This window comes from Burkholderia sp. PU8-34 (assembly GCF_053427725.1).
Genome location: NZ_JBSAXC010000001.1, coordinates 804,481 through 831,311, shown reverse-complemented (window position 1 = coordinate 831,311; position 26,831 = coordinate 804,481). Strand labels below are relative to the sequence as shown.

General features: G+C 65.7%; 23 protein-coding genes. 13 read left to right on the top strand and 10 right to left on the bottom strand.

Features of this window, described 5'->3' with window-relative positions; genetic code table 11:
• Positions 1-3: 3 nt before the first annotated feature.
• Entirely contained in the window at positions 4-948 is a 945-nt protein-coding gene (locus ACV22Z_RS03815) for an ABC transporter ATP-binding protein (protein ID WP_448074963.1), read from the bottom strand.
• Between the two features lie 299 nt (positions 949-1,247).
• Here ACV22Z_RS03815 and ACV22Z_RS03810 point away from each other — a divergent pair, with 299 nt between their 5' ends.
• Complete coding sequence (locus tag ACV22Z_RS03810) at positions 1,248-1,544, top strand: cupin domain-containing protein (RefSeq protein ID WP_448074962.1); 297 nt, start codon at positions 1,248-1,250, stop codon at positions 1,542-1,544.
• 193 nt (positions 1,545-1,737) lie between these two features.
• Here the strand turns inward: ACV22Z_RS03810 and ACV22Z_RS03805 are convergent, their stop codons facing one another.
• The 3 genes from ACV22Z_RS03805 to ACV22Z_RS03795 all read right to left on the bottom strand — a co-directional run bounded on the left by ACV22Z_RS03805 (position 1,738) and on the right by ACV22Z_RS03795 (position 4,417).
• On the bottom strand, positions 1,738-2,709 hold the full coding sequence (locus ACV22Z_RS03805) for a zinc-binding alcohol dehydrogenase family protein (RefSeq protein ID WP_448075162.1): 972 nt from the start codon (positions 2,707-2,709) through the stop codon (positions 1,738-1,740).
• Between the two features lie 68 nt (positions 2,710-2,777).
• Complete coding sequence (locus ACV22Z_RS03800; protein ID WP_448074961.1) at positions 2,778-3,632, bottom strand: alpha/beta fold hydrolase; 855 nt, start codon at positions 3,630-3,632, stop codon at positions 2,778-2,780.
• Positions 3,633-3,721: 89 nt separating this feature from the next.
• The gene (locus tag ACV22Z_RS03795; protein WP_448074960.1) at positions 3,722-4,417 is read right to left on the bottom strand and encodes an alpha/beta fold hydrolase; all 696 of its coding nucleotides are present in this window, start codon (positions 4,415-4,417) and stop codon (positions 3,722-3,724) included.
• Between the two features lie 172 nt (positions 4,418-4,589).
• Between ACV22Z_RS03795 and ACV22Z_RS03790 the strand changes: the two genes are divergently transcribed.
• The 3 genes from ACV22Z_RS03790 (at position 4,590) to ACV22Z_RS03780 (ending at position 7,038) form a co-directional block, all read left to right on the top strand.
• On the top strand, positions 4,590-5,219 hold the full coding sequence (locus tag ACV22Z_RS03790) for a CGNR zinc finger domain-containing protein (RefSeq protein WP_448075161.1): 630 nt from the start codon (positions 4,590-4,592) through the stop codon (positions 5,217-5,219).
• 185 nt (positions 5,220-5,404) lie between these two features.
• Complete coding sequence (locus tag ACV22Z_RS03785) at positions 5,405-6,547, top strand: MGDG synthase family glycosyltransferase (protein WP_448075160.1); 1,143 nt, start codon at positions 5,405-5,407, stop codon at positions 6,545-6,547.
• A complete protein-coding gene (locus ACV22Z_RS03780) occupies positions 6,544-7,038 on the top strand; it encodes a hypothetical protein (protein ID WP_448074959.1) in 495 nt (164 codons plus the stop codon). The genes ACV22Z_RS03785 and ACV22Z_RS03780 overlap by 4 nt, the downstream gene beginning before the upstream one ends.
• Before the next feature lie 271 nt (positions 7,039-7,309).
• Here ACV22Z_RS03780 and betA read toward each other — a convergent pair whose 3' ends face one another.
• From betA to betI, 3 genes are read right to left on the bottom strand one after another with little or no spacing between them, the layout of a single operon-like run.
• Complete coding sequence (gene betA / locus ACV22Z_RS03775; protein ID WP_448074958.1) at positions 7,310-9,010, bottom strand: choline dehydrogenase; 1,701 nt, start codon at positions 9,008-9,010, stop codon at positions 7,310-7,312.
• A gap of 15 nt (positions 9,011-9,025) precedes the next feature.
• Positions 9,026-10,495 (bottom strand): betaine-aldehyde dehydrogenase, encoded by a 1,470-nt coding sequence (gene betB / locus ACV22Z_RS03770; RefSeq protein ID WP_448074957.1) that lies wholly within the window; start codon positions 10,493-10,495, stop codon positions 9,026-9,028.
• A gap of 34 nt (positions 10,496-10,529) precedes the next feature.
• Positions 10,530-11,114, bottom strand: a complete 585-nt coding sequence (betI, locus tag ACV22Z_RS03765) for a transcriptional regulator BetI (RefSeq protein WP_448074956.1) — start codon at positions 11,112-11,114, stop codon at positions 10,530-10,532.
• A gap of 796 nt (positions 11,115-11,910) precedes the next feature.
• Between betI and ACV22Z_RS03760 the strand changes: the two genes are divergently transcribed.
• The 7 genes from ACV22Z_RS03760 to ACV22Z_RS03730 all read left to right on the top strand — a co-directional run bounded on the left by ACV22Z_RS03760 (position 11,911) and on the right by ACV22Z_RS03730 (position 20,465).
• Positions 11,911-12,837: an alpha/beta fold hydrolase gene (locus ACV22Z_RS03760; RefSeq protein WP_448074955.1), complete on the top strand. Its 927-nt coding sequence runs from the start codon at positions 11,911-11,913 to the stop codon at positions 12,835-12,837.
• Positions 12,838-12,895: 58 nt separating this feature from the next.
• Positions 12,896-13,465 (top strand): methyltransferase family protein, encoded by a 570-nt coding sequence (locus ACV22Z_RS03755; protein WP_448074954.1) that lies wholly within the window; start codon positions 12,896-12,898, stop codon positions 13,463-13,465.
• A gap of 16 nt (positions 13,466-13,481) precedes the next feature.
• Positions 13,482-14,795 carry a glycosyltransferase gene (locus ACV22Z_RS03750; RefSeq protein ID WP_448074953.1) on the top strand — a complete coding sequence of 438 codons (1,314 nt, stop codon included), beginning with the start codon at positions 13,482-13,484 and terminating at the stop codon, positions 14,793-14,795.
• The gene (locus ACV22Z_RS03745) at positions 14,792-16,384 is read left to right on the top strand and encodes a DHA2 family efflux MFS transporter permease subunit (RefSeq protein WP_448074952.1); all 1,593 of its coding nucleotides are present in this window, start codon (positions 14,792-14,794) and stop codon (positions 16,382-16,384) included. The genes ACV22Z_RS03750 and ACV22Z_RS03745 overlap by 4 nt, the downstream gene beginning before the upstream one ends.
• Positions 16,385-16,410: 26 nt before the next feature.
• The gene (locus ACV22Z_RS03740; RefSeq protein ID WP_448074951.1) at positions 16,411-17,349 is read left to right on the top strand and encodes a glycosyltransferase family 2 protein; all 939 of its coding nucleotides are present in this window, start codon (positions 16,411-16,413) and stop codon (positions 17,347-17,349) included.
• 251 nt (positions 17,350-17,600) lie between these two features.
• Positions 17,601-19,268: an efflux transporter outer membrane subunit gene (locus ACV22Z_RS03735; RefSeq protein WP_448075159.1), complete on the top strand. Its 1,668-nt coding sequence runs from the start codon at positions 17,601-17,603 to the stop codon at positions 19,266-19,268.
• Positions 19,269-20,465, top strand: coding sequence for an HlyD family secretion protein (locus ACV22Z_RS03730; protein ID WP_448074950.1), 1,197 nt, complete (start codon positions 19,269-19,271; stop codon positions 20,463-20,465).
• 42 nt (positions 20,466-20,507) lie between these two features.
• Here ACV22Z_RS03730 and ACV22Z_RS03725 read toward each other — a convergent pair whose 3' ends face one another.
• Together ACV22Z_RS03725 and ACV22Z_RS03720 are read right to left on the bottom strand one after the other, a co-directional pair.
• Entirely contained in the window at positions 20,508-20,813 is a 306-nt protein-coding gene (locus ACV22Z_RS03725; protein WP_448074949.1) for a hypothetical protein, read from the bottom strand.
• Positions 20,814-20,891: 78 nt separating this feature from the next.
• Positions 20,892-21,179, bottom strand: coding sequence for a hypothetical protein (locus ACV22Z_RS03720; RefSeq protein ID WP_448074948.1), 288 nt, complete (start codon positions 21,177-21,179; stop codon positions 20,892-20,894).
• A 1,053-nt stretch (positions 21,180-22,232) separates the two neighbouring features.
• Between ACV22Z_RS03720 and fdhA the strand changes: the two genes are divergently transcribed.
• Positions 22,233-23,429, top strand: coding sequence for a formaldehyde dehydrogenase, glutathione-independent (fdhA, locus tag ACV22Z_RS03715; RefSeq protein WP_448074947.1), 1,197 nt, complete (start codon positions 22,233-22,235; stop codon positions 23,427-23,429).
• 1,201 nt (positions 23,430-24,630) lie between these two features.
• On the top strand, positions 24,631-25,149 hold the full coding sequence (locus ACV22Z_RS03710; protein WP_448074946.1) for a hypothetical protein: 519 nt from the start codon (positions 24,631-24,633) through the stop codon (positions 25,147-25,149).
• Positions 25,150-25,365: 216 nt separating this feature from the next.
• Here ACV22Z_RS03710 and ACV22Z_RS03705 read toward each other — a convergent pair whose 3' ends face one another.
• A complete protein-coding gene (locus ACV22Z_RS03705; RefSeq protein WP_448074945.1) occupies positions 25,366-26,388 on the bottom strand; it encodes a GlxA family transcriptional regulator in 1,023 nt (340 codons plus the stop codon).
• Positions 26,389-26,831: the final 443 nt, after the last annotated feature.

Here is a 26,831-nt window from a genome sequence, read left to right as displayed (position 1 = left end):
GCGTTACGCCTCTCGTACGCCGTTGCGCCGGTTGTCGATCAGACTGACGAAGATGTCCTCGAGCGAGCTCTGCGTCGTGTGCAGGTCGCGAAAGCCGATGTCGGCCGCGCCGAGCGCGTTGATCAGCGTCGCGATGCTCGAGTCGTCGCGCTGCGAGTCGTACGTATAGACGAGCGCGCAGCCGGCGTCGGCGAGTTCGAGGCCGAACGGCGCGAGCGCGGGCGGCACCGCCGCGAGCGACTGGTCGAGCTGCACGGTGAGCTGCTTCTTGCCGAGCTTGCGCATCAGTTCGTGCTTCTCCTCGACGAGCACCAGCTCGCCGCCGAGGATGATGCCGATCCGGTCGGCCATTTCCTCGGCTTCCTCGATGTAGTGCGTGGTCAGCACGATCGTCACGCCGCTTTCGCGCAGCTTGTCGACGAGCTGCCACATGTCGCGGCGCAGCTCGACGTCGACGCCGGCGGTCGGCTCGTCGAGGAACAGGATGCGCGGCTCGTGCGACAGTGCCTTCGCGATCATCACGCGGCGCTTCATGCCGCCCGACAGCGTCATCAGCTTGTTGTCGCGTTTGTCCCACAGCGACAGCGCCTTCAGCGTCTTCTCGATGTGCGCGGGATTCGGCGCCTTGCCGAACAGGCCGCGGCTGAACGACACGGTCGCCCACACGGTCTCGAACGCGTCGGTCGTCAGCTCCTGCGGCACGAGGCCGATCATCTCGCGAGCCGCGCGGTAGTCGTCGCGGATGTCGTGGCCGCCGACCGTCACGCGGCCTTCGGTCGGCGTGACGATCCCGCAGATCGAGCCGATCAGCGTCGTCTTGCCGGCGCCGTTCGGGCCGAGCAGCGCGAACAGCTCGCCGGGGCGGATGTCGAGGTTGACGTGTTTCAGCGCCTGGAAGCCGGACGCGTAAGTCTTGGACAGGTTGGAGACGGACAGGATCGGTTGCATGCTCGCGGGTGGCGCAAAAACGGCGGAATCGCGGGACCGCCATATTAGCAACCGTCAGATCGAAATGCATTTTGCTGGAGTGGTGGCGCGGTTAGTGTGCGCGATTTGGTGCGAATGTGAGTGGATTGACGCGATTTGCGGAGATTTGTTTTACCTGGGAGAACAATCCGCATGGTTTTCGGCGAAATGGCCGGCGCCGACGATCCCGCGCAACTGTGCTGCCGGAACGGCGCTTCGCCGTATCGGTACGGCACCCGCGCCGCTCGGGATAATGCGTGCTCTTTCATGGAGTGACACACGTGCCTCTGATCGATTTCAAATCGACCGCAGCGGATCTGCCCGCTGCATGGCGTTCCCGGATCGTCGGCGAAGTCGGCTCGACCCGGATCAAGGTGCTGCGCATGGACGCGCAGCCCTATGCGGAAGAAACGCACGACTACAACGAAGGGCTGCTGGTGCTCGACGGGAAGCTGATGCTGGACGTGGAAGGGGAAGCCGTCGTCGTCGAAGCCGGGCAGATGTACCTCGCGCTCGCCGGCACGCGTCACGCGGTACGGCCCGGCAGCCACGGCACGCTGGCGATCATCGACGTTTGAAACGCCGCGCTTGAGCGGCTGCGCGATGCGATGAGCTTCACGTCGCGCCGCGACCCGATCGTGCGCGCGAAGCGCGTGCAGCCTCGGGGCCCGATGCCTGCGCGGTTCGGCGGGGCGGAGACAAAGACGGGATGACGCGCGGCTGGGCGCGAGGACATTGACGCGCGCGTCATCCGTTCGAATCGCGATGGCCTTACCGGACCACAACCATCTTTCCGCCGGCTTCGTTGGCCTCCATGATCCGATGCGCGTCATGGATGTCGTCGAAGCCGAACACGCGAACGGGTTTCACGTCGAGCCGTCCGGCGGCGGCATCTGCCGCTATCGCCTGCAACGGCACATCCGACAGCGGAAAGCCCGGTGTCCCGAACACGAAACTGCCGAAGAGCGTCAGATAGACACCGCTTGCCATCTGCAGCAGCGGATTGAATTCCGGGATCGGGTCCAGGCCGCCGAGCCATCCGGCCAGGCATGCACGGCCGCCGCGGCGAAGCATCGCAAGCGAATCGAGCACAACCGAATTGCCGACGAGATCCAGCACCGCGTCGATGCGTTTCGCGTCGGCGAGATGCTTCGACAGGTCGCGCCGCTCGATTTCACAGCGCTCGGCGCCCAGCTTCTCCAACATGGCAAAGCGCTCGCGATTGCGGGTCGTCGCGATCACGCGTGCGCCTGCATTGACGGCCAGTTTCAACGCGGCCTGCCCAAGTGACGAGGTCGCCCCCCGGATGACGAGCAACTGACCTTTCCGGATCTCGAGATTGCGGAACAGGCAGGTCCACGCGGTGGCATACGTTTCGGGAATCGCTGCCAGATCGGCCCATCGCAGGTCCGATTCGATCAACGCAACGTTGGTGACCGGCGCGCGTGTGAATTCTGCATAGCTGCCGTTGATGGTGCGGCCCAGGCCACCCATCAGCGCGGCGACCGTCGCGCCCACCGGGAACTCGCCGCCCGGACACGACTTCACCACGCCCACGCATTCGATCCCGCTGACCGGCGCGGCTTCGGCCCATTCGCCCCGACGCATGTGCAACTCGGCGTGGTTGAGCCCGAACGCCTTGATCTCGATGACGACATGTCCGGGCTTCGGTTCAGGTTCGGGGATGTCCATGTAGACGAGGCTGTCGAGGCCGCCGAATTTCTCCAGGACGATTGCGCGCATGATGGTTTCTCCGTCATCAGATGAGGTCTCCCGCATCGGCGCGGGACGCTGTTTCCACCGAGTGTCGATCAGCGGGAAAGGAAATCCCGGATTACGTCGGCGATCTCCGCCGCGTGCGTTTCGAGCGCGAAATGCCCGGTGTCGAAGAAGCGCACCACGGCACCGGGCATGTCGCGTTTGAACGCTTCGGCTCCAGCCGGCAGGAAGAACGGGTCGTTCTTTCCCCACACGGCGAGAAACGGCGGTTGATGCACGCGGAAGTAGTTCTGGAACGCGGGATACAGCGCGACGTTGCTTCGATAGTCCCGGAACAGGTCGAGCTGGACTTCGTCCGCGCCTTGGCGGCCGAGGTAGAAATTGTCGAGCGAGTAACCGTCCGGCGACACGGATGCCGTGTCGGACACACCGTGCGTGTATTGCCAGACGGTGGTCTCGGGCGCCAGCAACGCACGCAGTGCGTCGCGATTGGCGGGCGACGCGTCCTGCCAGTAGCTGCGGATCGGGCTCCAGCTGTCGCTCAGCCCTTCGTCGTAGGCGTTTCCGTTCTGCGAAATGATCGAGGTGATCCGCTCGGGATGCTTCAATGCAAGCCGGAAACCGGTCGGTGCGCCGTAGTCGAACACGTAGACGGCGAAGCGGTCGAAGCCGACGATCTCCGTAAAGCGGTCGATGACGTTCGCGATGTTGTCGAACGTATAGGCAAAGTGTTCACGCGCAGGCATGTCAGACTGACCGAACCCCGGCAGATCGGGCGCGACGATATGGAAGCGGTCGGCCAGCTTCGGTATCAGATCGCGGAACATGTGGCTCGAACTCGGGAAACCGTGCAGCAGCAGCAGTTTCGGTGCGCGCTCATCGCCGGCTTCGCGATAGAACACCTTGAAACCGTCGACGTCGGCGTGATGATGGGTAACGGCGGTCATGATTGCTCTCCATGCGGAAGAAGGGGAAGGTCGTGCCGGCAAGCCAAGTGCATGCGCGGCATCGCGAATGCCCGGGCACGCTCGCTCGATCAGCCTGCAGGAACGGACCGGATCGCATCGACGAGGACCTCGGTCACGATGTCGGGCGCCGTGATGCTCGGCGTGTGGTCGACATCCGACAGCCGTATGTGCGCGTTCATCCGCTTTGCCATGAAGTGTTGCGTGTCGGGGGCGATCATCCGGTCCTGCCCGGCAACCAGGAACCAGCTCGGACGGTCTTTCCACAGCGGACGCGCGACCGCCGTGCCGATGCATGGCACCGCGATCGGCCGCTGGACCGCCGCGAGCACCGCCAACTCCTGCACCGTTGCGTGTTGCGCAAACGCGGCGGCAAACGCGTGCTGCGGGAGCCAGATCACGCCATTTCGGTCTGGCGCAAGCTGCGGTGCGTGCGGATGAGGTTCACCGCGGTAAAACACGTCGGCCACCGTTTCGCCTTCGTCGGGCGCCAGCGCGGCGATATAGACGAGGCCGGCAACGTTTCCGGCGCGTGTTGCGCCGATCACCGCACCCGCATACGCGTGCCCGGCCAACACGACCCGGCCTTCGATCCGTTCAAGCGTTCGATCGAGCGCGGCCACGTCGTCGCTCAGCGATGTCAGCGGCAGCGGAGCCGCGACCGCGTGAATGCCCTGGACGTTCAGCCGGTCGATCACCTTGCTCCAGCTCGATCCGTCCGCCCATGCGCCGTGCACCAACACGGCAGTTGCGTTGCCAACAGACATGTCCTGCTCCTTTGACGAACCAACAGGTGCTGCTCGTAACGTACGGCGGCTGACACTTGGTCGTGTAACCGTATAAATCGTGTTAACAAGGTTACATAGCGGTATTGTAACTTGTCAAGAGGTGTTTTGATGGTTACGATTTGCTGTGCCAATCACCCATTCGTCATCAGAAATGGACTACCGACTGTTACCCGCGATATTCGTGGCCGATGCGCCGGGCCTTGATTTCCTGAACTCGATCGCGACGCCGGTCAATGAGCCGGTCGACTGGATCGGCGATGGCGCCGGATTGCTGTCCTGGCTGGAGCAGGCGGGAATGGTCGAGCCCGCGGCGCTCGTGGCGTTGCAGACGCGGTTTTCGCCGGCCGACTTCGATGCCGTGGCGGCCGACACGCGCATGTTGCGCGAGTGGTTCAGGCAATTCGTGCAGGACAGGAAGGGCCGGCCGCTGGCTGCAGCGGACCTGCGCGAACTTGAACCGTTGAACCGGTTGCTCGAGCGGGACGAGCGATACGGTGAAATCGTTGGCGCTGCCGATGAAGGTGCGGCGCCGTTCGAATGGCGCGTGAATCGACGGTGGAACTCGCCGGAATCGTTACTGATGCCGATTGCCGAAGCGCTGGCGAAGCTGGTGTGCGACGAGGACTTCACGCACGTCAAGGCTTGCGAAGGGCCGCTTTGTACGCTGCTGTTTGCCGATCACACGCGGGGCCACGCGCGCCGGTGGTGCAGCATGGCGATCTGCGGCAATCGGGCAAAGGTCGCCGCGCACCGCAAGCGCCTCAAGGAACGGGGGGAATGACTGACTCGGCTTCTGCACGGGCAACGTGTTATGCCAAACTGGCATGCCGAGAGCGGAAGGGTGGCAAATGGACAACCACCGGTGCCATCCGGTCGACACGCATCTGCCGACACCTCGACGCAGCCGCGCGAAATCGCCGCTACCGAATCCGCATTCCGATCACCTTCATCGAAACGGTCGACCCGATGTCAAAGCAAGGCAAGAAAATTCTCCTTCTGAGCGTCAGTGCGGGCGCAGGCCACACCCGAGCCGCTGAAGCGATCCGTGCATTCGCAGACAGTCATCCCGCAGGCATCGACGCCACGCACCTGGACGTGATGGATTTCGTTTCCGCCGGCTTCCGCAAGCTGTACACCGATCTCTACATCAAGCTCGTCAGCAGCCAGCCGGCGCTTTGGGGCTACCTGTACCAGAAGACCGACGAGGTACAACCGAGCGCGCCGTCGCAGAGGATCCGGCGCGCGATCGAGCGGCTCAATTGCCGGTCGCTGATGGCGGAGATCGAACGGCAGCGTCCTGACGCGATCATCTGCACGCACTTCCTGCCGGCCGAGCTGCTGTCGCGCGAGATTCGCAAGGGGCGCGTCGACGCGCCGGTGTGGGTGCAGGTGACCGACTTCGATCTGCACAGCATGTGGGTCGTGCCCAACATGCGCGGCTACTTCGCCGCCAACGACGAGATCGCGTGGCGCATGCGCGCGCGTGGCATGGCGCCGGACGCCGTGCACGTCAGCGGCATCCCGATCATGCCGGCCTTCGGCCAGCCGCTCGATCGCAATGCCTGCGCTGCCGAGTTCGGCCTGGATCCCGCGCGCCCGACATTTCTGATGATGTCCGGCGGCGCCGGTCTCGGTGGGCTGGATGTACTGGCGGCGCGTCTGCTGGAGATGGACGCCGACTTCCAGCTGATCGCGCTGGCAGGCAAGAACCAGGCGATGCTTGCGTCGTTGCAGGCGCTCGCTGCGCAACATCCGGGGCGACTCTTTCCGCAGGGCTTTACGCACCACGTCGAGCGCCTGATGGCATGCGCCGATCTCGTCATCACGAAGCCGGGCGGCCTGACGACCTCCGAATGCCTGGCGATGCAATTGCCGATGATCGTCAATTCGCCGATTCCGGGCCAGGAAGAGCGCAATGCGGATTTTCTGCTCGAGCAGGGCGTGGCGCTCAAGGCCATCGACGACGATGCGCTCGTCTATCGGATCCGCGCATTGCTGCAGGCGCCCGAGCGCCTCGCCGACATGCGCCGCCGTCTGGTGCCGCTCGGGCGGCCGCATGCCGGACGCTTCGTGCTCGACCGCGTGCTGGGCCTGGAGCCTGCCGCATGAGCGTTTCCGGTTTTCTGCCGACGCGCCGTACGCTGTTTGTCGTCGCGTGGGTCGTGTTGCTGGCCTACTTCTTCGCCAACGTCGAGATTCAGATAGAAGGGAGCGCGGGCTGGGCCGCGAGCCTGCCGACCTGGCGCATCCAGAAACACTGGCTGCTCGATATTTTCTGGGGCGGGCGGCCGATGACTGGGTACCACGCGTGGGTCTTCCCGTTCGTGGCGCTGTTCTTCCACCTGCCGCCCGTGTTCAACGGACAGTGGTCGTGGCGCATCGAAGCGCGGATCATCGCTTGCATCATGGTGTTCTGGCTGACCGAGGATTTTCTGTGGTTCGTGCTGAACCCGGCCTATGGCCTTGCCCGCTTCAACCCGGCCAATGTGCCGTGGCATATCCACTGGCTGGGCGTTGCACCGACCGACTACTGGACCATGAGCGCTGCTGCGCTCGTTCTCTTCTTCCTTTCCCGCACGCGGGAGAACACCTCGACGTGAACTGCCATGAAAATCGCCGCCATTGCCGTGACTGCCGTCGTGCTTGCGGGGCTCGTGCAGCAGGTCAACGAGTAAGCCGGCGTGAATGCCCGAGGGACGCGATCAGGGCCGGCATCGCATGTGCTGAGCTTTCTCGTCCGGTTCATCCCGTCGCAATGCAAGCGACAAGGCCGCGCCACAAACGCAAATGCCGCTGACAGCGATTGTCAGCGGCGTTCCTCAAGGCCAAGGCCAAGGCCAAGGCCAAGGCCGGGCAGCGTGCCCGCGCCGGTCAGACCGTCTCGGGCGCACGCGCCGCCTTCGCGACATCCCGCGCTGCCGCGCCGTTCGCGACGAAATACGGCACGTTCGCACGCGCAAGCGCCTGACGACCGCGGATCTTGTCGGCGATCTTCTCGGCGATCATGATCGTCGGCGCGTTCAGGTTGCCGGTCGTGATGATCGGCATGATCGACGCGTCGACCACGCGCAGGCCGTCGAGCCCGTGCACGCGGCCTTCGTTGTCGACCACGGCCATGTCGTCATAGCCCATCTTGCACGAGCACGACGGATGGAACGCGGTCTCCGCGCGGGCGCGCACGAACGCGTCGAGCTCCTTGTCGGTCTTGCAGTCGGCGCCCGGGTTCAGCTCGCGGCCGCGATAGCGGTCGAGTGCGGGCTGGCGCATGATCTCGCGGGTCGCGCGGATCGCGTCGCGGAACTCGCGCCAGTCGAGCGCTTCGGCCATGTAGTTGAACAGGATGCTCGGATGCTGGTTCGGGTCGCGCGAGCGCAGCTTCACGCGGCCACGGCTCGGCGAGCGCATCGAGCCGACGTGCGCCTGGAAGCCGTGCATCTCGATCGCATTCGAGCCGTTGTAGTTGATCGCGACCGGCAGGAAGTGATACTGGATGTTCGGCCACAGGTCGTCGTCGCGCGTGCGGATGAAGCCGCCCGCCTCGAAGTGGTTGGTCGCGCCGAGGCCCGTGCCGTTCAGCATCCATTCGAGGCCGATCTTCGGCTGGTTCCACCACTTGAGCGCCGGGTACAACGATACGGGCTCCTTGCATTCGTACTGGATGTACATCTCCAGGTGGTCCTGCAGGTTCTGGCCGACGCCCGGCAGGTCGAGCACGACGGGGATGTCGAGTTCCTTCAGCCACGCGCCGGGGCCGACGCCCGAACGCTGCAGCAGCTGCGGCGACGCGATCGCACCGCTGCACACGAGCACTTCGCGGCGCGCATGCGCGGTCGCACGCTCGTTACCGCGCAGATACGTGACGCCCGACGCGCGTTTGCCGTCGAACAGGATGCGGTCGGCCAGCGCGTGCGTGACGATCTCGAGGTTCGGCCGCGCGCGTGCCTGGTCGAGGTAGCCGCGCGCGGTGCTCGCGCGGCGGCCGCGCGGCGTGACGGTGCGGTCCATCGGACCGAAGCCTTCCTGCTGGTAGCCGTTCAGGTCGTCGGTGCGCGGGTAGCCGGCCTGCACGCCGGCATCGACCATCGCCTCGAACAGCGGGTTCACGCCCGGCTTGCTGGTCGTGACCGACACGGGGCCGTCGCCGCCGTGATAGTCGTTCGGGCCGACGTCGCGCGTCTCGGCCTTCCTGAAGTACGGCAGGCAGTCGAGGTACGTCCAGTTGTCGAGGCCCTTGTGCGTCGCCCAGTTGTCGTAGTCGAGCGCATTGCCGCGGATGTAGCACATCCCGTTGATCAGCGACGAGCCGCCGAGCCCCTTGCCGCGCCCGCATTCCATCCGGCGGTTGTCCATGTGCGGCTCGGGGTCGGTCTCGTACGCCCAGTTGTAGCGGCGGCCCTGCAGCGGGTAGGCGAGGGCTGCCGGCATCTGCGTGCGGAAGTCGAAGCGGTAGTCGGGGCCGCCCGCCTCGAGCAGCAGCACCGTGACGTCCGGGTCTTCCGTCAGGCGCGTCGCGAGCACGTTGCCCGCGGAGCCTGCGCCGCAGATGATGTAGTCGTATTCGCGTGTCGTCATGACGGTCAGTCTCCTTTAAAACACCGGGTTGTAGCGGCCGAGCTCGACCTGCACCGACTTGATTCGAGTGTAGTGCTCGAGCGTCGTGATGCCGTTCTCCCGTCCGACACCGGATTGCTTGTATCCGCCAACCGGCATCTCGGCCGGCGATTCGCCCCACGTGTTGATCCAGCAGATGCCTGCTTCGAGGCGATGGATCGTGCGGTGCGCGCGCGACAGGTTCTCGGTGACGACGCCAGCCGCGAGCCCGTAGTGCGTGTCGTTCGCGCGCGCGATCACTTCGTTCTCCGATTCGAATTCGAGGATGCTCATCACGGGCCCGAAGATTTCCTCGCGGACGATCTTCATGTCGTCGCGGCAATCGCCGAACACGGTCGGCGCGACGTACTGGCCGTTCGCGAAGTGGCCGTCGGTCAGGCGTGTGCCGCCCGCGAGCAGCTTCGCGCCTTCGGCCTTGCCGCTGTCGATGAAGCCGAGCACCTTGTCGAGCTGCGCGGCCGACACGAGCGGGCCGAAGTTCGTGTCCGCATCGGTCGGCTTGCCGACGCGGATGCGCTTCACGCGCTCGAGCACGCGCTGCGTGAACGCGTCCTTGACCGAGCGGTGCACGAACACGCGCGTGCCATTCGTGCAGACCTGACCCGAACTGAAGAAGTTGGCGGTCACCGCGATGTCGGCCGCGCGATCGAGGTCGGCGTCGTCGAACACGATCAGCGGCGACTTGCCGCCGAGCTCCATCGTCACTTCCTTCAGCGACGACGCGCCCGCGAGCGACATCACCTTCTTGCCCGTCTCGACGCCGCCGGTGAACGACACCTTCGCGATGTCCGGATGGCCGGTGAGCAGCGCGCCGACCGAGCCGTCGCCCTGCACGACGTTGAACACGCCGGCCGGCACGCCGGCTTCCGTATAGATCTCCGCGAGCTTCAGCGCCGTCAGCGGCGTCACTTCGCTCGGCTTGAACACCATTGCGTTGCCGGCCGCGAGCGCGGGGGCCGTCTTCCAGCACGCGATCTGGATCGGGTAGTTCCACGCGCCGATGCCCGCGCACACGCCGAGCGGCTCGCGGCGCGTGTAGACGAACGACTCGGCGCGCAGCGGCACCTGCAGCCCTTCGATCGCGGTCGCGAGGCCCGCGTAGTACTCGATCACGTCCGCGCCGGTGACGATGTCGACCGCGAGCGTCTCGGCGATCGGCTTGCCGGTGTCGCGCGTCTCGAGCGCGGCGAGTTCGTCGTTGCGCTCGCGCAGCAGCTCGACCGCGCGGCGCAGGATGCGCGAGCGCTGCATCGCGGTCATCGCCGCCCATTCGCGCTGGCCTTCGCGCGCGGACGCGACCGCGCGGTCCACGTCGGCGGCGCTCGCCTGCTGCACCTGCGCGAGCAGTTCGCCGGTGGCCGGATCGAACGTGTCGAAAGTCTTGCCGCTGGTGGCATCGACGTAGCCGCCGCCGATATAGAGGCGCTGCAAACCGTATACGGACATGAGGATCTCCTGGGTGGGGCGACCGTGTGCCGCGTCACGCCGACGCGAGCAGCAGATCGATGTAATCGTGGGCGAGCCGCAGCGCGGCCCGGGTGTCGAACGGCCCGCCGGCGAGCGCACCGCGCAGCCACAGGCCGTCGATCAGCGCGGCGAGGCCGCTCGCTGCTTCGCGCGCTTTTGCGCGCGGCAGCGCCTTCGCGAACTCGGCGCACAGGTTCGAATTGAGGCGCCGCGTGTTCACGTGCTGCAGGCGTTTCAGCGTCGGCTCGTGCATGCTCTGCGACCAGAACGCGAGCCACGTCTTCATCACGGGCGCGCTGATCTGCGAATCGTCGAAATTCGCGGCGACGATCGCGCGCAGCCGGGCGCGCGGATCCTTGCGCGCGGCGACGCGGCGGCGCGTGGTGGCCGTCCACAGATCGCGCAGCACGTGCCGCATCGTCGCTTCGAGCAGGCCGTCCTTGTCGCCGAAGTAGTGGCTGACGATGCCCGTCGAAATGTTCGCGCGCTGCGCAACCGACGCGAGCGTCGTGCCGGGCAACCCGGCCTCGTCGATCGAGCGCAGCGTCGCGTCGATCAGCTGCGCACGGCGGATTTCCCGCATTCCGACTTTCGGCATCGCGACTCCCTTCGCACGAACGGCTGATGGATGGAAGTCGAAAGCTTAGCGGTTTTTTATTGATCGTTCAATCAAGAAAAAAGTGGGGTCTGACGATTGGTGTCGAGATCGGACGGGTGGGAAAGGGGGCGGAAACGGGGAGTCGCCGGATCGCCGGGCCGTCGCCGAACGCGTGCGGATGACGTCATGTGCGAATGCGGAAACACGATCGCAAGAAGGTTAAATAAATTGAAGTTTGTTTAAAACGGATTCAGTGATGACTCGCATGATCAACGGGTGATTGATGATTTTCAATTTCTTTCCGGATGAAAGAATGCGAGGGTGTTTGATTTTCGCTGCGTTGCGGAAGAGGGTAGATTGTTTGAATCGCTGGAATGATGTGGGAAATGCTGACGGATGGCGCGATTTAAACAACATAAGATATTGATTTTTAATGGTGTTGGCACGGTTTCCATCACTGGATGAAACGCTGGAGGAAGGAATTTCTGCGGTGCCCTGTACGCATTTTCCTACCATAAAAAGAACTTAAAAAATTTGAATCAGGTGTATTTCTAACTCGAGTAGAGGGGCTCGTTGGACTGACTTGAGTAATTAATGTTTGTCGTATTAGTATTGCGCCGCACTACGAGGAACGAATCGACGCCGCTGAATGTAGGCGGAGCGTCGGCGGGGGGGCGCGACCGGCGGTTGCGCCGCCGGCCGGCGCGTTGCCGTTGCGCGCGCCACGCGCGATGGAGCAGCGCTGAATGTGCCGAATGCGCCGATGCCGAAACGCCGCATCCACCGGGAGAACGACATGCCGACCGAAAAACACGTGGTCCCGCTGCCGAATGGTCTGAAGGTTTACGTCGAACGGAACGTGTTCGACCCGGCGTTCGACACGGCCGTGCTCGTCAACGGCGCGCTCGCGACGACGGCGTCGTTCGGGCAGACCGTACAGTATCTCGGCGAACGCCTGAACACGATTTGCTTCGACCTGCCGTACGCGGGGCAGTCGCGCCAGCACAACCCGCGCTGCGCAGTCCTGACGAAGGACGACGAGGTGGCGATCCTGCAGCATGTCGTCGAGCGGTTCGCGCCCGAGTACCTCGTGTCGGTGTCATGGGGCGGCGTCGCGTCGCTGTTCGCGCTCGCGCGCGGCTGCCCGAGCGTGCGGCGCGCGGCGATCTGCTCGTTCTCGCCGTTCCTCAACGACGCGATGGTCGACTACGTGACCCGCGCGCGCGACCACATCGCGTCGGGCGAGAACCTGAAAGCCGCGCAGTTGCTGAACGACACGGTCGGTCGCTATCTGCCGCGCATCATGAAGCTGTACAACTACCGCTACCTGACGCGGCTGCCGCGCGACGAGCAGGACCAGGTCGCGTTCCACGTCGACCAGATCCTGTCGCTGCAGCCCGAGCGCTACCTGAGCGAGTTCTCGAACATCCGCTGCGATCTGAAGTTCATCAACGGCGCGCTCGACGAATACACGACGCCGGCCGACGTGCGCAAGCTCGCCGCGCACGTGCCGCGCGCGCAGTTCGCGACGATTCCCGCGGCCGGGCATTTCCTCGACATCGAAGGCCGCGCGCAGCGCGACTGCACGCGCGCGGAACTGCTCGGCTTCTTCTGCGATCCCGCACCGGTCGCCGGCGGCGCGCCACTCGGCATCGCGCCGGCATGCCTGTCTGCGCCGATTTCCGCGCCTATCCCCGCGCCGATCCCCGCGCTGTCGACGTGACGTCGCGCGGCCGCCGCGCCGCGCATCCGATTTCCACCCCACTCGAGGCAGGCCAGCCGTGAATATCGTTCAGAGCGTCGCCATCGTCGTTCCATGGGCCGCGTGGCTTGCATACTGGATCGCCACGTCGCATCGCGCGAAGGCGACCGTGCGCAAGGAGAAGTCGCTGTCGCGCACGCTGCAGTCGATTCCGCTGATCGTCGGCGGCGCGCTGATCATCCTGCCCGATCCGGCGTGGCAGGCGCTCACCCCCGCATGGCACGCGTTCGGCCTGCAGACGCAGTGCGGGCTCGCGGTGCTGGTCGCGGGCCTGCTGTTCTCGGTGTGGGCGCGCCTGCATCTCGGCACGAACTGGAGCGTGTCGGTCACGCTGAAGCAAGACCACGAACTCGTCCGCAGCGGGCCGTATGCGCTCGTGCGGCACCCGATCTACACGGGCTGCCTGCTCGCGCTCGTCGGCGCCGCGCTGATCGGCGGTGAATGGCGCGGCGTGGTCGGCGTGCTGCTGGTGTTCGCGTCGCTTGCGTACAAGGTGCGCGTCGAGGAGACCTGGCTGACCGGCTATTTCGGTCCGGCGTACACGCAGTACCGCCGCGAGGTCGCGGCGCTGATCCCCGGCTTCTATTGATCCCGCGAGGCGCGCGATGGCGAAGGTGATCGTGACCGCGATCGGCTCGACGGGCGACGTGCATCCGCTGCTCGGCGTCGCGCGCGCGCTCGCCGCGCGCGGCCATCACGTCGTGTTCTGCACGCATCCGCCGTTCGAGGCGGCCGTGCGCCGCTGCGGCTTCGCGTTTGTGCCGGTCGGCACAGCGGCCGAATACGACGCGGCGATGGCGGATCCCGCGCTGTGGCATCCGCGCACGTCGTTCCGCACGCTGTGGCAGGTGATCGCGCCCGTGCTGCGGCCGCATTACGACATGCTGCGCGCGCTGACCGACCGCGACACGGTGCTGGTCGGCACGCTTTGGGCGTTTTCCGCGCGCTTCATGCAGGAGCTGCACGGCACGCCGTACGTGTCGGTGCAGGTGTCGCCGTCGACGCTGCTGTCCGCGCATGCGCCGCCGACGCACAAGCGGCTGACGATCCCCGCGCGCTGGCCGCTGCCGGTCAAGTCGGCGGTGATGACGCTGATCGAACGCCACGTGCTCGACCGCGTGTGCGGGCCCGCGCTGAACGCGGTGCGCGCGGATCTCGGGCTGCCGCCCGCGCAGCGCGTGCTCGGCCGCTGGCTGCATTCGACCGGCGGCGTGCTGTGCCTGTTTCCGGACTGGTTCGCGGCGCCGCAGCCGGACTGGTCCGCGCAGCATCTGCAAAGCGGCTTTCCGCTGTTCAACGACGTTGGCGAACACGCGGACGACGCGGCGCTCGACGTGTTCCTCGCGACGGGCGAGCCGCCGGTCGTGTTCACGGCCGGCTCGACGCTCGTCGATCATGCCGCATATGCGCGCGCGGTTGCGCAAGCGCTGCGCGCGACCGGCGCGCGCGGCATCCTGCTGACGCCGGGTGACGTGCCGGCGGACCCTGGCCGCCTGCTCGTGCGCCGCTTCGTGCCGATGCGCACGCTGCTGCCGCGCTGCCGCGCGCTCGTGCATCACGGCGGCATCGGCACCGCGGCACTTGCGTGCGAGGCCGGCATCCCGCAAGTCGTGACGCCGTTCGCGCACGACCAGTTCGACAATGCGCAGCGCGTCGTCGCGAGCGGCTGCGGCGTGCGCATCGACAGTCCGGTGGACGGCCCGGTCGACGGTGCACGGCTCGGCGCGGCGCTGATGCGCGTGCTCGACGACCCGGCGTTCGCCGTGTTCGCGAAGCGCGCGCGGGCATTGATCGCCGCCGCGCCGGACGGCTGCGAACGCGCGGCGGATTTCATCGAGCGGTTCGTGCCGGCATCGGGGCGTACGGGACGTACGGCGCCGCCGGACGCGCGTGCCGCCGTCGCTGCGGCGAGCGCATGAGCACCGTCGCTCGGGCCCGCGCGGCACAGGGACAGGCACCGGCGCAGCCGCCCGCGGCCGAGGCGGCCGCACGGCCCGTGCGCGGTGCGCGGCTCGCGCTGTTGACGTTCGCGCTGTCGCTCGCGACCTTCATCGAGGTGCTCGACTCGACGGTGACGAACGTCGCGGTACCGGCGATCTCCGGCAGCCTCGGCGTATCGAACAGCCAGGGCACGTGGGTGATCAGCTCGTACTCGGTCGCGGCCGCGATCGCGGTGCCGCTGACCGGCTGGCTCGCGCGGCGCGTCGGCGAGCTGCGGTTGTTCGTCGGCGCGGTGCTGCTGTTCACGCTGACGTCGCTGCTATGCGGGCTCGCGCGCGACCTGCACGTGCTGGTCGTGTGCCGCGCGCTGCAGGGCCTGTTCTCGGGGCCGATGGTGCCGCTGTCGCAGACGATCCTGCTGCGCACGTTCCCGCAGGAGAAGCGCACGGTCGCGCTCGCGCTGTGGGCGATGACGGTGCTGCTCGCGCCGATCTTCGGGCCCGTGGTCGGCGGCTGGGTCATCGACAGCTTCTCGTGGCCGTGGATCTTCCTGATCAACCTGCCGATCGGAATCTTCTCGTTCGCGGTCTGCACCGCGATGCTGCGGCCCGACGCGCAGCGCGGCGCGGCCGGCCCGATCGACGTGCCGGGCATCGTGCTGCTCGTGATCGGCGTCGGCGCGCTGCAGGCGATGCTCGACCTCGGCCACGACGAAGGCTGGTTCGGCTCGCCGCTGATCGTCACGCTCGCGATCGTCGCGGGTCTCGCGATCGTGTCGCTGCTGATCTGGGAAGCGGGCGAAGCGCATCCGGTTGTCGAGCTGAGCCTGTTCCGAGACCGCACGTTTTCCTTCTGCGTCCTGATCATCTCGCTTGGCATGATGAGCTTCTCGGTGGTCGGCGTCGTGTTTCCGCTGTGGCTGCAGGCCGTGATGGGCTACAACGCGTTCCACGCGGGGCTCGCGACCGCGCCGCTCGGCATTCTCGCGCTCGTGTTCTCGATCCTCGTCGGGCTGCACGCGCACCGCTTCGATGCGCGCGTGCTCGCGACGTTCGGGTTTCTCGTGTTCGCCGGCGTGCTCGCATGGGACGCGCACTTCACGCTGAAGATGACGTTCGCGCAGATCGTGACGCCGGGGCTGATCCAGGGGATCGGGCTGCCGTGCTTCTTCATTCCGCTGACCGCGGCGACGCTGTCGCGCATTCCCGACGACAGGCTCGCCGCCGCATCGAGCCTGTCGAATTTCCTGCGCACGCTGTCGGCCGCGTTCGGTACCGCAATGAGCGTGACGCTGTGGGACAACCGCGCGACCTATCACTACGACGTCGTATCGCAAGCGGTCGCGCATGCGTCGGCGAACACGCAGCGTTTCGTGCACACGCTGAACGCGATGGGCATCGACGGCACGCGTGAACTGACGACGCTGCACCAGATCGTGATGCAGCAGGCGTACATGATGGCCACCGGCGACATGTTCTGGATGGCGAGCATCACGTGTCTGGTGCTCGCCGCGATGATGTGGCTCACGCGGCCGAAGCGGGGCGCTGCGGCGTCCTTCGGACATTAAGGTATGGCTCTCTGGATGGAGGCGGCATGGCGGCACTCGGCGCGCTCGTGATTCTCTACCACCCGACCGACGCGCAGCTCGCGGCGCTCGGCGCGTTGCGGCACGCATGCGACGTGTTGCTCGTCGTCGACAACACGCCGCAGCCGGATCTGCATGCGCGCGATGTGTGCGCGCGCGACGGCATCGCGCTGCTGCATCACGGCAATCGCGGCGGCATTGCCGGGGCATACAACGCGGGGCTCGAGGTGCTGTTTCGCGAGCGCATCGACGCGGTGGCGCTGTTCGACCAGGATTCGGCGGTGCCGGCCGCGTTCTTTCCGACGATGCGCGACGTCTGCGCGGGTCTCGCGCCGCGCGCGTTCCTCGCGGGCCCGCGCATTTTCGACGAGAACGCGCGCAGCTTCCTGCCGGAACTGTCGACCAACGGCATCACGCTGCGCCGGCTGACGATCGAGCCAGGCGCCGCGATGCAGCGCTGCGCGTTCCTGATCTCGTCGGGTTGCGTCGTGTCGCGCGACGCGTACGACGTGCTCGGCCCGTTCGACGAAACGCTGTTCATCGATCACGTGGACACCGAATACAGCTTCCGCGCGCTCGCGCGCAACGTGCCGCTCTATGTCGTGCCGTCGCTGGTGCTGGCGCACCGGATCGGCGTGAAGCAACGCCATGCGTTCGGCCCTTTCGAAATGACGTCGACGAATCATCCGTGGCAACGGCGCTATTACAGCGCGCGCAATGCGGTGCAGCTCGGGATCCGGTACGGGCTGCGCTTTCCGGTCGCGATCGTGCCGAACCTGCTGACGCTGTGGCAGATCGTGCAGATCGCGCTCGTCGAGCGGGACAAGCGCGCGAAGCTCGGCGGCATCCTGCTCGGCATCGCCGACGGGCTGTTCGGCCGGCTCGGCCCGCTCGAACGTGTGCGGCCACGGCTGGCCGCGCGGACGCAACGCGTGCGGCAAGGGTGAGGGCGGCGATGCGACGTTCGATGGTGAAGGCCTCAGTGTTGACGCATCTGATGTTGAAGGCGCGTTGGGTAATCGATCGGGTAATCGGTTGGGTAATCGGTCGGGTAATCGGTCGGGTAATTGGTCGGGTAATTGGTCGGGCAATTGGTCGGGTAATTGGTCGGGCAATTGGTCGGGCAATTGATCAGGTAATCAATCGGGCAATCGGTCGGGCAATCGATCGGGTAATTGTCCGGGCAATCGGCCGGGCGATCAGATCGGCGGCCGGCGGGACGGCTGCCGCGCTGGCCGGGCCGGTCGCGTTGCTCGCGCTCGGCGGCTGCGTGCCGTCGGGCTTCCCGCCGTCGCTGTCGCTGCATGCGCCGGCCGACGACGCGCTCGTGCAGACGGCCGGGCACGGGGCGAACGGCACGTGGCCCGCGCCGGACTGGGTCAAGCAGTTGCAGGACCCGCAGCTCGATCAACTGATCGCGGAGGCGCTGCAGAACAATCCGGACCTGCAGGTCGCGCAGGCGCGGCTGCGGATCGCGCAGGCGCAGCTCCAGCAGTTCGACGCGCTGACCGGATTGACCGGCACGGCCGGCGCGACGGTCAGCCGCGCGCGCATGCCGAGGCCGGGCGACATCGCCGACGTGTCGGTCGGCGGTTACCGGGTGCCGGTGCAGATCTTCGGCGATCCGGTCGTGTCGCCGTCGTCGCTGTTCGTCGGGCTGAACTACCAGCTCGACCTGTGGGGCAAGGACAAGGCCGCGACGAAGAGCCTGCTGTCGCTGCGCGACGCGGCCCGCGTCGAGGCCGAGCAGGTGCGGCTCACGCTGTCGGTCGCGATCGTCACCGTCTATTGCCAGCTCGACCAGGCGTATGCCGCGCACGACCTGCTGCAGCAGAAGCTGAAGATCAGCCAGCGGATCACGACTGTATTGCGCGAGCGCACCGCTCGCGGCCTCGACAACGCGTACGACGCGAGCGACGCGTCGATCAAGCGCAGCCGCCTGCTCAAGCAGATCGCGCTGAACGACGAGCAGATCAAGCTCGCGCAGCTCCAGCTTGGCGTGCTGTCGGGGCGCGGCCCCGAACGCGGCCTCGCGCTGCAGCGTCCGCGTGTCGGCAAGATCGGCGATGCCGCGTTGCCCGCGCGGCTGCCGGCCGACCTGCTCGGCCGCCGGCCCGACATCGTCGCTGCGCGGCTACGCGTCGAAGCCGCATATGCGAACGCCGACGCGACGCGCGCGCAGTTCTATCCGGACGTGAACCTCGTCGCGCTCGGCGGCGTGTTCGCGCTGACGCCCGCGTCGCTGTTCTCGCGCGACGCGCTGGCCGGTTCGGTCGGCCCCGCGATCTCGCTGCCGATCTTCGATCGAGGGCGGCTGAAGGCGAAGCTGGGCGCGGACGTCGCGCAGGCGGACGTTGCGATCGGCCTGTACAACAAGACCGTCGACGATGCGCTCGGGCAGGTCGCGCAGCTCGTCACATCGCTGCAGACCGCGCAGACGCTCGTCGCGCAGCAGCAGGACGCCGCGAATGCCGCGCAGAAGATCGTGCAGATCGCGGCCGACCGGCACCGGCGCGGGGTGCTGATGCAGAAGGACGTCGATGTTGCGGAGCTGACGCTGATCGACGAGCGCGCGCAGCTGATCGACTTGCTCGGCCGGCAGCGTACGCTGCGCGTCGGGCTGATTGGCGCGCTCGGCGGCGGGTTCGATGTCGGATCGGCATCCGGGCCGACATCCGTATCGACATCCATGTCGGCGACGCGCGCGACGCCGGGCGCGCCGGCGAAACGTGGCGCCGCGGCGGCCGCGAACGCGAACCGGATCGCGTCCGCGCGAGCGTCGGCCGCCGGCGATGCGCGCGTCACCGATGCCCCGGCGATACCGCTGTTCCAGCACGACCGTCTGATCGTCACGCAAAGCAACTGAATGCACCACGACAATCTTCGCACCGCTACGAAGCCTGCTGCGCAGGCCGAACCCACGCTCGACGCGCGCCGCGCGACACGCCGCACACGCTTCCTGCTCCTCTTCGCGGCCGTGCTGCTGGCCGCGCTCGTGTGGCTCGGGTTCTGGCTGCTCAGCGACCGCTACTACGAGGACACCGACGACGCGTACGTCGCCGGCAGCATCGTGCAGGTTGCCGCGCAGGTTCCGGGCACCGTCACCGACGTGCTGGTCGGCGACACGAATCGGGTGCGCGTGGGGCAGACGCTCGTGCGGCTCGACGATGCGGAAGCCGCCGTCGCGTTCGCGCAGGCGAAGGCGCAGCTCGCGCAGGCGGTGCGGCAGGTCGCGAACGCGAAGATTTCGACCACGATGTACGTCGAGGCCGTGAACGCGCGGCGGGCCGACCTGTCGCTCGCGCAGCGCGCGCTCGCGGCGCGCGAGGGCGCGTCGGTCGAGATCGTCGCGCCCGAGGAACTCGCGCGCGCGCGCGCGGCGGCGGCTGGCGCGCAGGCGAATCTCGCGGCGGCGCAAGCGCAGCTCGACGCGGCGCGCGCGCTCGGCAGCAAGCTGCCGGTCGACGAGAACCCGGCCGTCGTGCAGGCCGCCGCGCAGTTCAAGCTCGCGTACCGCAACCTGAAGCGCACGACGATCGTCGCGCCGGTCGACGGCACCGTTGGCCAGCGTGCGGTGCAGGTCGGGCAGCAGGTCGGGCCCGGCGTGCCGCTGCTGTCGATCGTGCAGCTCAAGCGGCTGTGGGTCGAGGCGAACTTCAAGGAGGGGCAGATCCGGCACATGCGCGTCGGGCAGCCGGTCGAGATCGTGTCGGACCTCTACGGCTCGCGCGTTGCCTATCGCGGCCACGTTCAGGGTTTTTCAGCGGGGACGGGCAGTGCGTTCTCGATGCTGCCGTCGCAGAACGCGGCGGGCAACTGGATCAAGGTCGTGCAGCGCGTGCCCGTCGTGATCTCGATCGAGCCGGACGACCTCGCCGCGCATCCGCTGCGCGTCGGGCTGTCGATGCGGGTGACGGTCGATACGCATGAGCGTGGCGGGCACGTGCTCGACAGCGATTCGCCGGGCAAGGCACGGGCGGAGAGCACGCGCGTGCACGACGGGGTGGCGAGCGAGGCGGAGGCAGCGGCTCAGACTGTCATTCGGGAGAACAAGGGCGGGTGAGCGCTTTGGCGCTCGACTGGCTGCAGGCAATTGGACAAAGTGTCAGCCGACAATCCCTAACGCAGGTATTGCATACGTTGCGCGATGAAACATCACGACGAACAAGGTAGTGCCGCCGAACACGATTCCCCGCTTGCGTGCAGACCATCGCCGATATGCGATGGCATTGAGTATGGCGAAAACGATCGACGGCAATAAGGCCGTAGCGAGCATGCCGGATACGACAACAGCATGCGATGCGCAATGCTCCATGTCGTTAAAGTCGGTCGCGTGCGATGGCGTTACAGGCCAATTGATGCGGCCGAACGTATAGAGCGATGCCCATGTGACGAGCAACCCGAACAGCAATCCGCATAGCGATATCACGGGTCGTTTCACTTGACTTATTACGGGAAATCGCACGTGTGCGAACGTGCGTGGCATCGCTCAGTTCACGATATGTAGAACCCGGACACTCAGGAACGCCAAAAGCCAATGCGCAGCGACGGCACTAACAAGAAATCCGGCGATGACGAGCGGCGGGCGGCGTCGTGAAATTAGGTAGAAGCCTAGCGCCGCAAACAGAATCGGCGGGGCGAAGATGTATGCGAACAGTTCGATTGTGCTCTGCGCAGTCACAGCGCAGGCATCCACGCCGCCGCCGCATTCACCGGCGCGCGGGGTGCAGAGTTGAGACAAGGCGGAACACAGATGACTGTCAAGCAACGTCCACATGACTACACTCGCTAGCCCGGCAAGCGCGGAACCTGCGGTTCCAAAGAAGCGGCGCATTATTTGATTCCCCAAAAGAGAATTTGCTTCGAATGCCGAAGGTCAGACCATCCGATTGACGTACCGGGCAAAAGCGCTCGCAGGCCAAACACGCGGCCATACGTTGCAAAGGCGCCGGGCGCGTAAGACTCCATCCGCACCAAGACGGACGGAATGCACGCGACTGTCTGCCGTTTTGATGTAGTAGGGCAAGCCTTTCACCTGATGTTCGGTTGCCTTCACTTCGGGACGCTTGCATGCGGTACAGAACGCCTGGCCGCCGATCAGGGCCACTTGATGGCTGCCCATCTTGAAAGCCGGCCCGCTATATGTGCTTATCTGACCGCCACTCGACAGCGTGTCACGCCTACTACTGCGATTCGTCGCATCATGCTTTGAGTCTCCCTCGGAAAGCCATAATCCTAGCTTCACGATGCTCGAGGCTATCTCAATTTTGTTTGCAGTCCGATTCGATGCAGGAAATCTAACTGCGTGTCTGATTCGCGTCGGGCAGTCGAGGCGGGTGGCGGTCGACAGGCACGATCGTACGGAGCACGCGACCGACAGCGAGCCACCGACGCCAACGGAGAGCCGCGCGCGCAAGGCAGTATCGCGAGCGATGGCTCGCGTTGTCCGATGCGGCTAATGGTGAGGCAGGAATGGTGATCATCGGGGCGAAAACCGGTGCGACGACCTCGGCTGCCTGCCGGACGACCTGCCCCGAAGCCGCGCTCGAAGCCTGCCACGCGCTTTAGCTTTATAGCCGCACTGCGAAGATCTTCCGCTGGCGGAGCCTACTGCGCGGACCGCTCGAGTTCACGTGACAGACCGTGTATCTGGCGTGGCTCGGCCGGAAATGACGAGCACGAGCGCATAGCGCGCCCGGCGTCCGCCATGTCGGCACGGATCAAACCTATGTCGCGTTTGAGACATCTGCGCCCCCATGTCCCGGTCTACTCTCGAACAGCACGTTGCCGAGCGCGGCAGCGCCATCCAACGAGACATGGAGACAATACGATGAGCAGCAATCGAGGTGTCGTATATCTTGGGCCGGGCCAGGTCGAAGTACAGAAGATCGATTATCCGAAGATGGTCGATCCGAGCGGCCGCGCAATCGGCCACGGCGTGATCCTGAAGGTCGTCAGCACGAACATCTGCGGCTCCGACCAGCACATGGTGCGCGGCCGAACGACGGCGCCCGTCGGTCTCGTGCTCGGTCACGAGATCACCGGCGAGGTGATCGAGGTCGGCCGCGATGTCGAGACGCTGAAGATCGGCGATGTCGTGTCGGTGCCGTTCAACGTCGCGTGCGGCCGCTGCCCGATGTGCAAGGAGCAGCAGACGGGCGTGTGCCTGAACGTGAACCCGTCGCGTGCAGGCGGCGCGTACGGCTATGTCGACATGGGCGGCTGGATCGGCGGGCAGGCCGAGTACGTGCTGGTGCCGTACGCGGATTTCAACCTGCTGAAGTTCCCCGACCGTGACCAGGCGCTCGCGAAGATCCGCGATCTGACGTGCTTGTCCGACATCCTGCCGACGGGTTACCACGGCGCGGTCAGCGCGGGCGTGAAACCCGGCTCGACCGTCTACATCGCCGGCGCGGGCCCGGTCGGGATGGCGGCGGCCGCATCCGCGCGCCTGCTCGGCGCGGCGGTCACGATCGTCGGCGACATGAATGCGGAGCGTCTCGCGCACGCGAAGGCGATGGGCTTCGAGACGGTCGACCTGTCGAAGGACGCGACGCTCGGCGAGCAGATCGCCGCGATCCTCGGCACGCCGGAAATCGACTGTGCGGTCGACTGCGTCGGCTTCGAGGCGCACGGCCACGGTTCGTCGGGCCACTCGGAAGAGGCGCCCGCGACGGTGCTGAACTCGCTGATGGAAATCACGCGGCCGGCGGGTGCGATCGGCATTCCGGGCCTGTACGTGACCGACGATCCGGGCGCGAAGGACAAGGCTGCGCAGCACGGCAGCCTGAGCATCCGCTTCGGCCTCGGCTGGGCGAAGTCACATTCGTTCTTCACGGGCCAGACGCCGGTGCTGAAGTACAACCGCAACCTGATGCAGGCGATCCTGCACGGTCGCATGCCGATCGCGGATATCGTCAATGTGACGGTGATCTCGCTCGATCAGGCGCCGGAAGGCTACAAGAAGTTCGACGGCGGCGCGCCGCGCAAATTCGTCATCGATCCGCACGGCATGCTGGCGGCGTGATGCGCGGGTGAGGTGAGGTAAGCAGGCGGGCGGTCCGGCGACGGGCCGCCCGTTTTTGTTTGCCGTGGCGAATTGGATAAAGAGGTAGAGAGGCGCCAGCGCTGGGCGACCGGGGCGGATCGATGGTCGACTGCATCCCGGCGAAGTCAGAGATTCGATGTGCTGCATAGGTGTGGAGATGACTCATCGGATCTCCCAATATGATCCGCTGACTTGAGCGATGAATACCGCCCGCGTTTTGATCGCGCAATGTGGCCATGACAATTGCTAACAGTGTTCCCGAGTCAACGCGAATTCGCGAACGTTCCCTGTTCTCCGCCGCGCTTCTGTTTCCCGCATCCTGTCGGTGATCCGGGCGAGGCTCGCAGGTTGGTGATCATCGATGTCATGGATGTCTGTGTCTAAGATGCGTCCTTCGACGGAGCAACGGTAAGGCGTGGCCTGGAGCCTCAAATGTCGCCGGCCGTTCTGCGACTGGAGGCCACATGTCCTTTGATCTTGCAGTGGGCGTCGGTCAGCGTTGCACGCTGTACTCGCGCAGTGAATATCGTTCGCGCTTTCCTGTCGGCGCGCCGGGGGAAAGCGCGGGAAAGACGCTCATCGGATCGGCTGTCGCGGGAGATCTGGCGCGCGATACCGCGCAACGGGCGCGCCTCTGCGATTTTCTTCGAGATTGCCGCGTCGGGCACTACGGTCAGAGCACGGAGCCGCTGCAACTGTTGCACGCAGTGCAGCGTGCCGTAAGCGGGGGCGACGTCGTTGCGGTCGTCGAGCCGTTACGTTCATCCGTGGTGCCCAGTCGAATAGCCGATGAGCAACCGCGTTCGCGATCGATCACGTTCACACCGTCTCAGGTGTTCAGGCGTGCGGTGGCCAACCCAGTGGTGGGTCGGCAATTGCCGAGCAGCGGGTGGAAAAGGCTCCGGGCCCAAGATGGAATTGCGATATGGTTTGCGAATCCCGGGGACGTACTGCCTGACGGCACGATCGCCAGGCGCACTCGGAAGTGCGCAACCGCTTGAGTATCGGCCCGAATTGTCGGCTGTCGGTGACGGGTTTCAATTGGCCGGCAGCACAGGAACTCCTGGCAACAATCAAGCGCAAAACAGACAATTCGAAGCCGTCGTCAGGATAATGGGGCTAAGTCAGCATCAAGCGCGCCTGCTTCACGAGGAAATAAGCGGCGAAGGCCTTGGTTATCATGAAATTCTGGAGCGCGCGCGAGATATGTTTGGGGGAAGCGATGGTGGACGTTAAGGAACTGATCACACGGCGTCTTGCCGTTCTTGTTGGGCTGGATGTGAGTGGCATCAATCACGCCGCCGACATGCTGACGATGCAGTTCGGCCCACTGAGGCAGATCACGACACGAAGAGGCACGGTAAAGCAGGTTGGAGCGTGGGCGCTTCACGTTCAATGCAACTGGCGGATCGAGCGGGCAGGTGAGACCGTTGGGACACGCGACGATCTTTCAGGGCCGGACGACAAGGCGCGCAGCGCTGCGGAGCGGCTCGACGAATTGTTGGTAAAGCACGGTCCGACGACCGTCGAGGGCGTACTGGGCAGCGATTCGGGCGGGTTATGGATTGCAATGTCCGCCGGCGTGCGTATTGTCGTCACGCCGAATAGAGAGGAGGACGAAGAGGACTGGCGGTTCTTTGCGCCAGGCGCTGATGCAGCGCATTTCGTGATAGAGGGCGGCCGGATCGGTCCGGGTTGACCCCATTGCGCGAATCTCTCTGATCTCCGATGCGATCGACTCGCAAGCCTCAGGTAGACAACAACGCTCTACTGCATTTTTCGCCGAGGATTCGTGCCAATCGCTCGGTCGGTTGTGGACCCAGTCAGGTCCAAGCACGCATGTCAACGTGATTCGACGGAGTACAAGCAAAAACGCGGCCGGAAAGGCCGCTTTGCACATCAGGCGATGCAGGCGTCACGCATGCATCATCGCATGCGTCGGGAACGCCCCGCCGCCCGGCCCCTGCGCCAGCGGCGCAACCTGCTTGCGGCGCTCGCGTGTCGGCGCGACACCGAACGCATCGCGGTAGCTCTTGCTGAAGTGGCACGCGGACTGGAACCCGCACGCCATCGTGATGTGCATGATCGACATGTCGGTCTGCAGCAGCAGCTCGCGCGCGCGGCGCAGCCGAAGCGTCAGGTAGTAATGCGTCGGCGTCATCCCGAGATGCTCGCGGAACAGCCGCTGCAGCTGCCGCTGCGACATGTTCGCAAGCCGCGCAAGCTCCTCGCGCGACAGCGGCTCCTCGATGTTGTTCTCCATCAGCGAGATCACTTCGAACAGCGACTTGTTCGCGGAACCGAGCCGTGCGACGAGCGGCATCCGTTGTTGCGCGCTGGTGTCGCGCACGTGTTCGACGATGAACTGCTCGGCGATCTGCGTGACGCGCGCGGTGCCCACGCGCGCAGCGATCAGGTTCAGCATCATGTCGAGCGGCGCGACGCCGCCCGTGCACGTGATGCGGTCGCGATCGATCACGAACAGTTCCTTCAGGAAGCGCGTGTCGGGAAACTCTTCCTTCAGCGCGGACATGTTCTCCCAGTGGATCGCGCATGCATAGCCTGCGAGCAGGCCCGATTTCGCGAGCGCATAGGTGCCCGTGCACAGGCTGCCGAGCGGGATGCCCGCGCGCGCGAAGCGGCGCAGCGTCGACAGGTGTTCGGCCGTCGTCGCGCGCTGCACGTCGACGCCGCCGCACACGAACACGATGTCCGGCTGCCCCGCGCATTCGGCGGGGCCCGTGTCGACCGTCAGACCGTTGCTCGCCGTGACCGGGCCGCCGTCCGGGCTGATCACCGACCAGCGGTAGAGCGGCTGGCCGCTCAGGTAGTTCGCCATCCGAAGCACCTCGATCGCATTCGTGAACGCGATCATCGTGAAGTTGGGCAACGGCATGAACGCGAAGTGGGACAGCGACGCTGTGCGGTCGGGCGACATGGGGAGCGTTCCTTGAATCTCTACTAATAGCTATAGGCCCGAGGCACGGATCGGGCTGCGGTATTGTGTGAGCGAGCGCAACAAGCGTGCCATACGGCTAAACCCTAGATACATTCGTTGATCAGGCTCAAAAGCGATGCTGCGCTGCACCGTAACCGTGACGGGTTGCACCCCCGCCGGGCGGCGGCGGCACCGTCGGAGTGCCTGTTCATAGGTGAACGCGCATTGCGCATTTCCTTGGTCATCCGAAAAAGCACGATCGGTCACTTGTGTAAAACGGACGCGTATGGCGGAAAAGGCAAAGAACGCGTCTAAATTCATCAATCGACCGAAAATCCGAACGACAAGAATAGAGCCGTCGGCAGCCATGTGCTGGACATGCCGGAAACCCAGGCGTGGCGGGCCTCAAGCGTTGATTGCCGCCCCTAATTCTTCGTCACGGA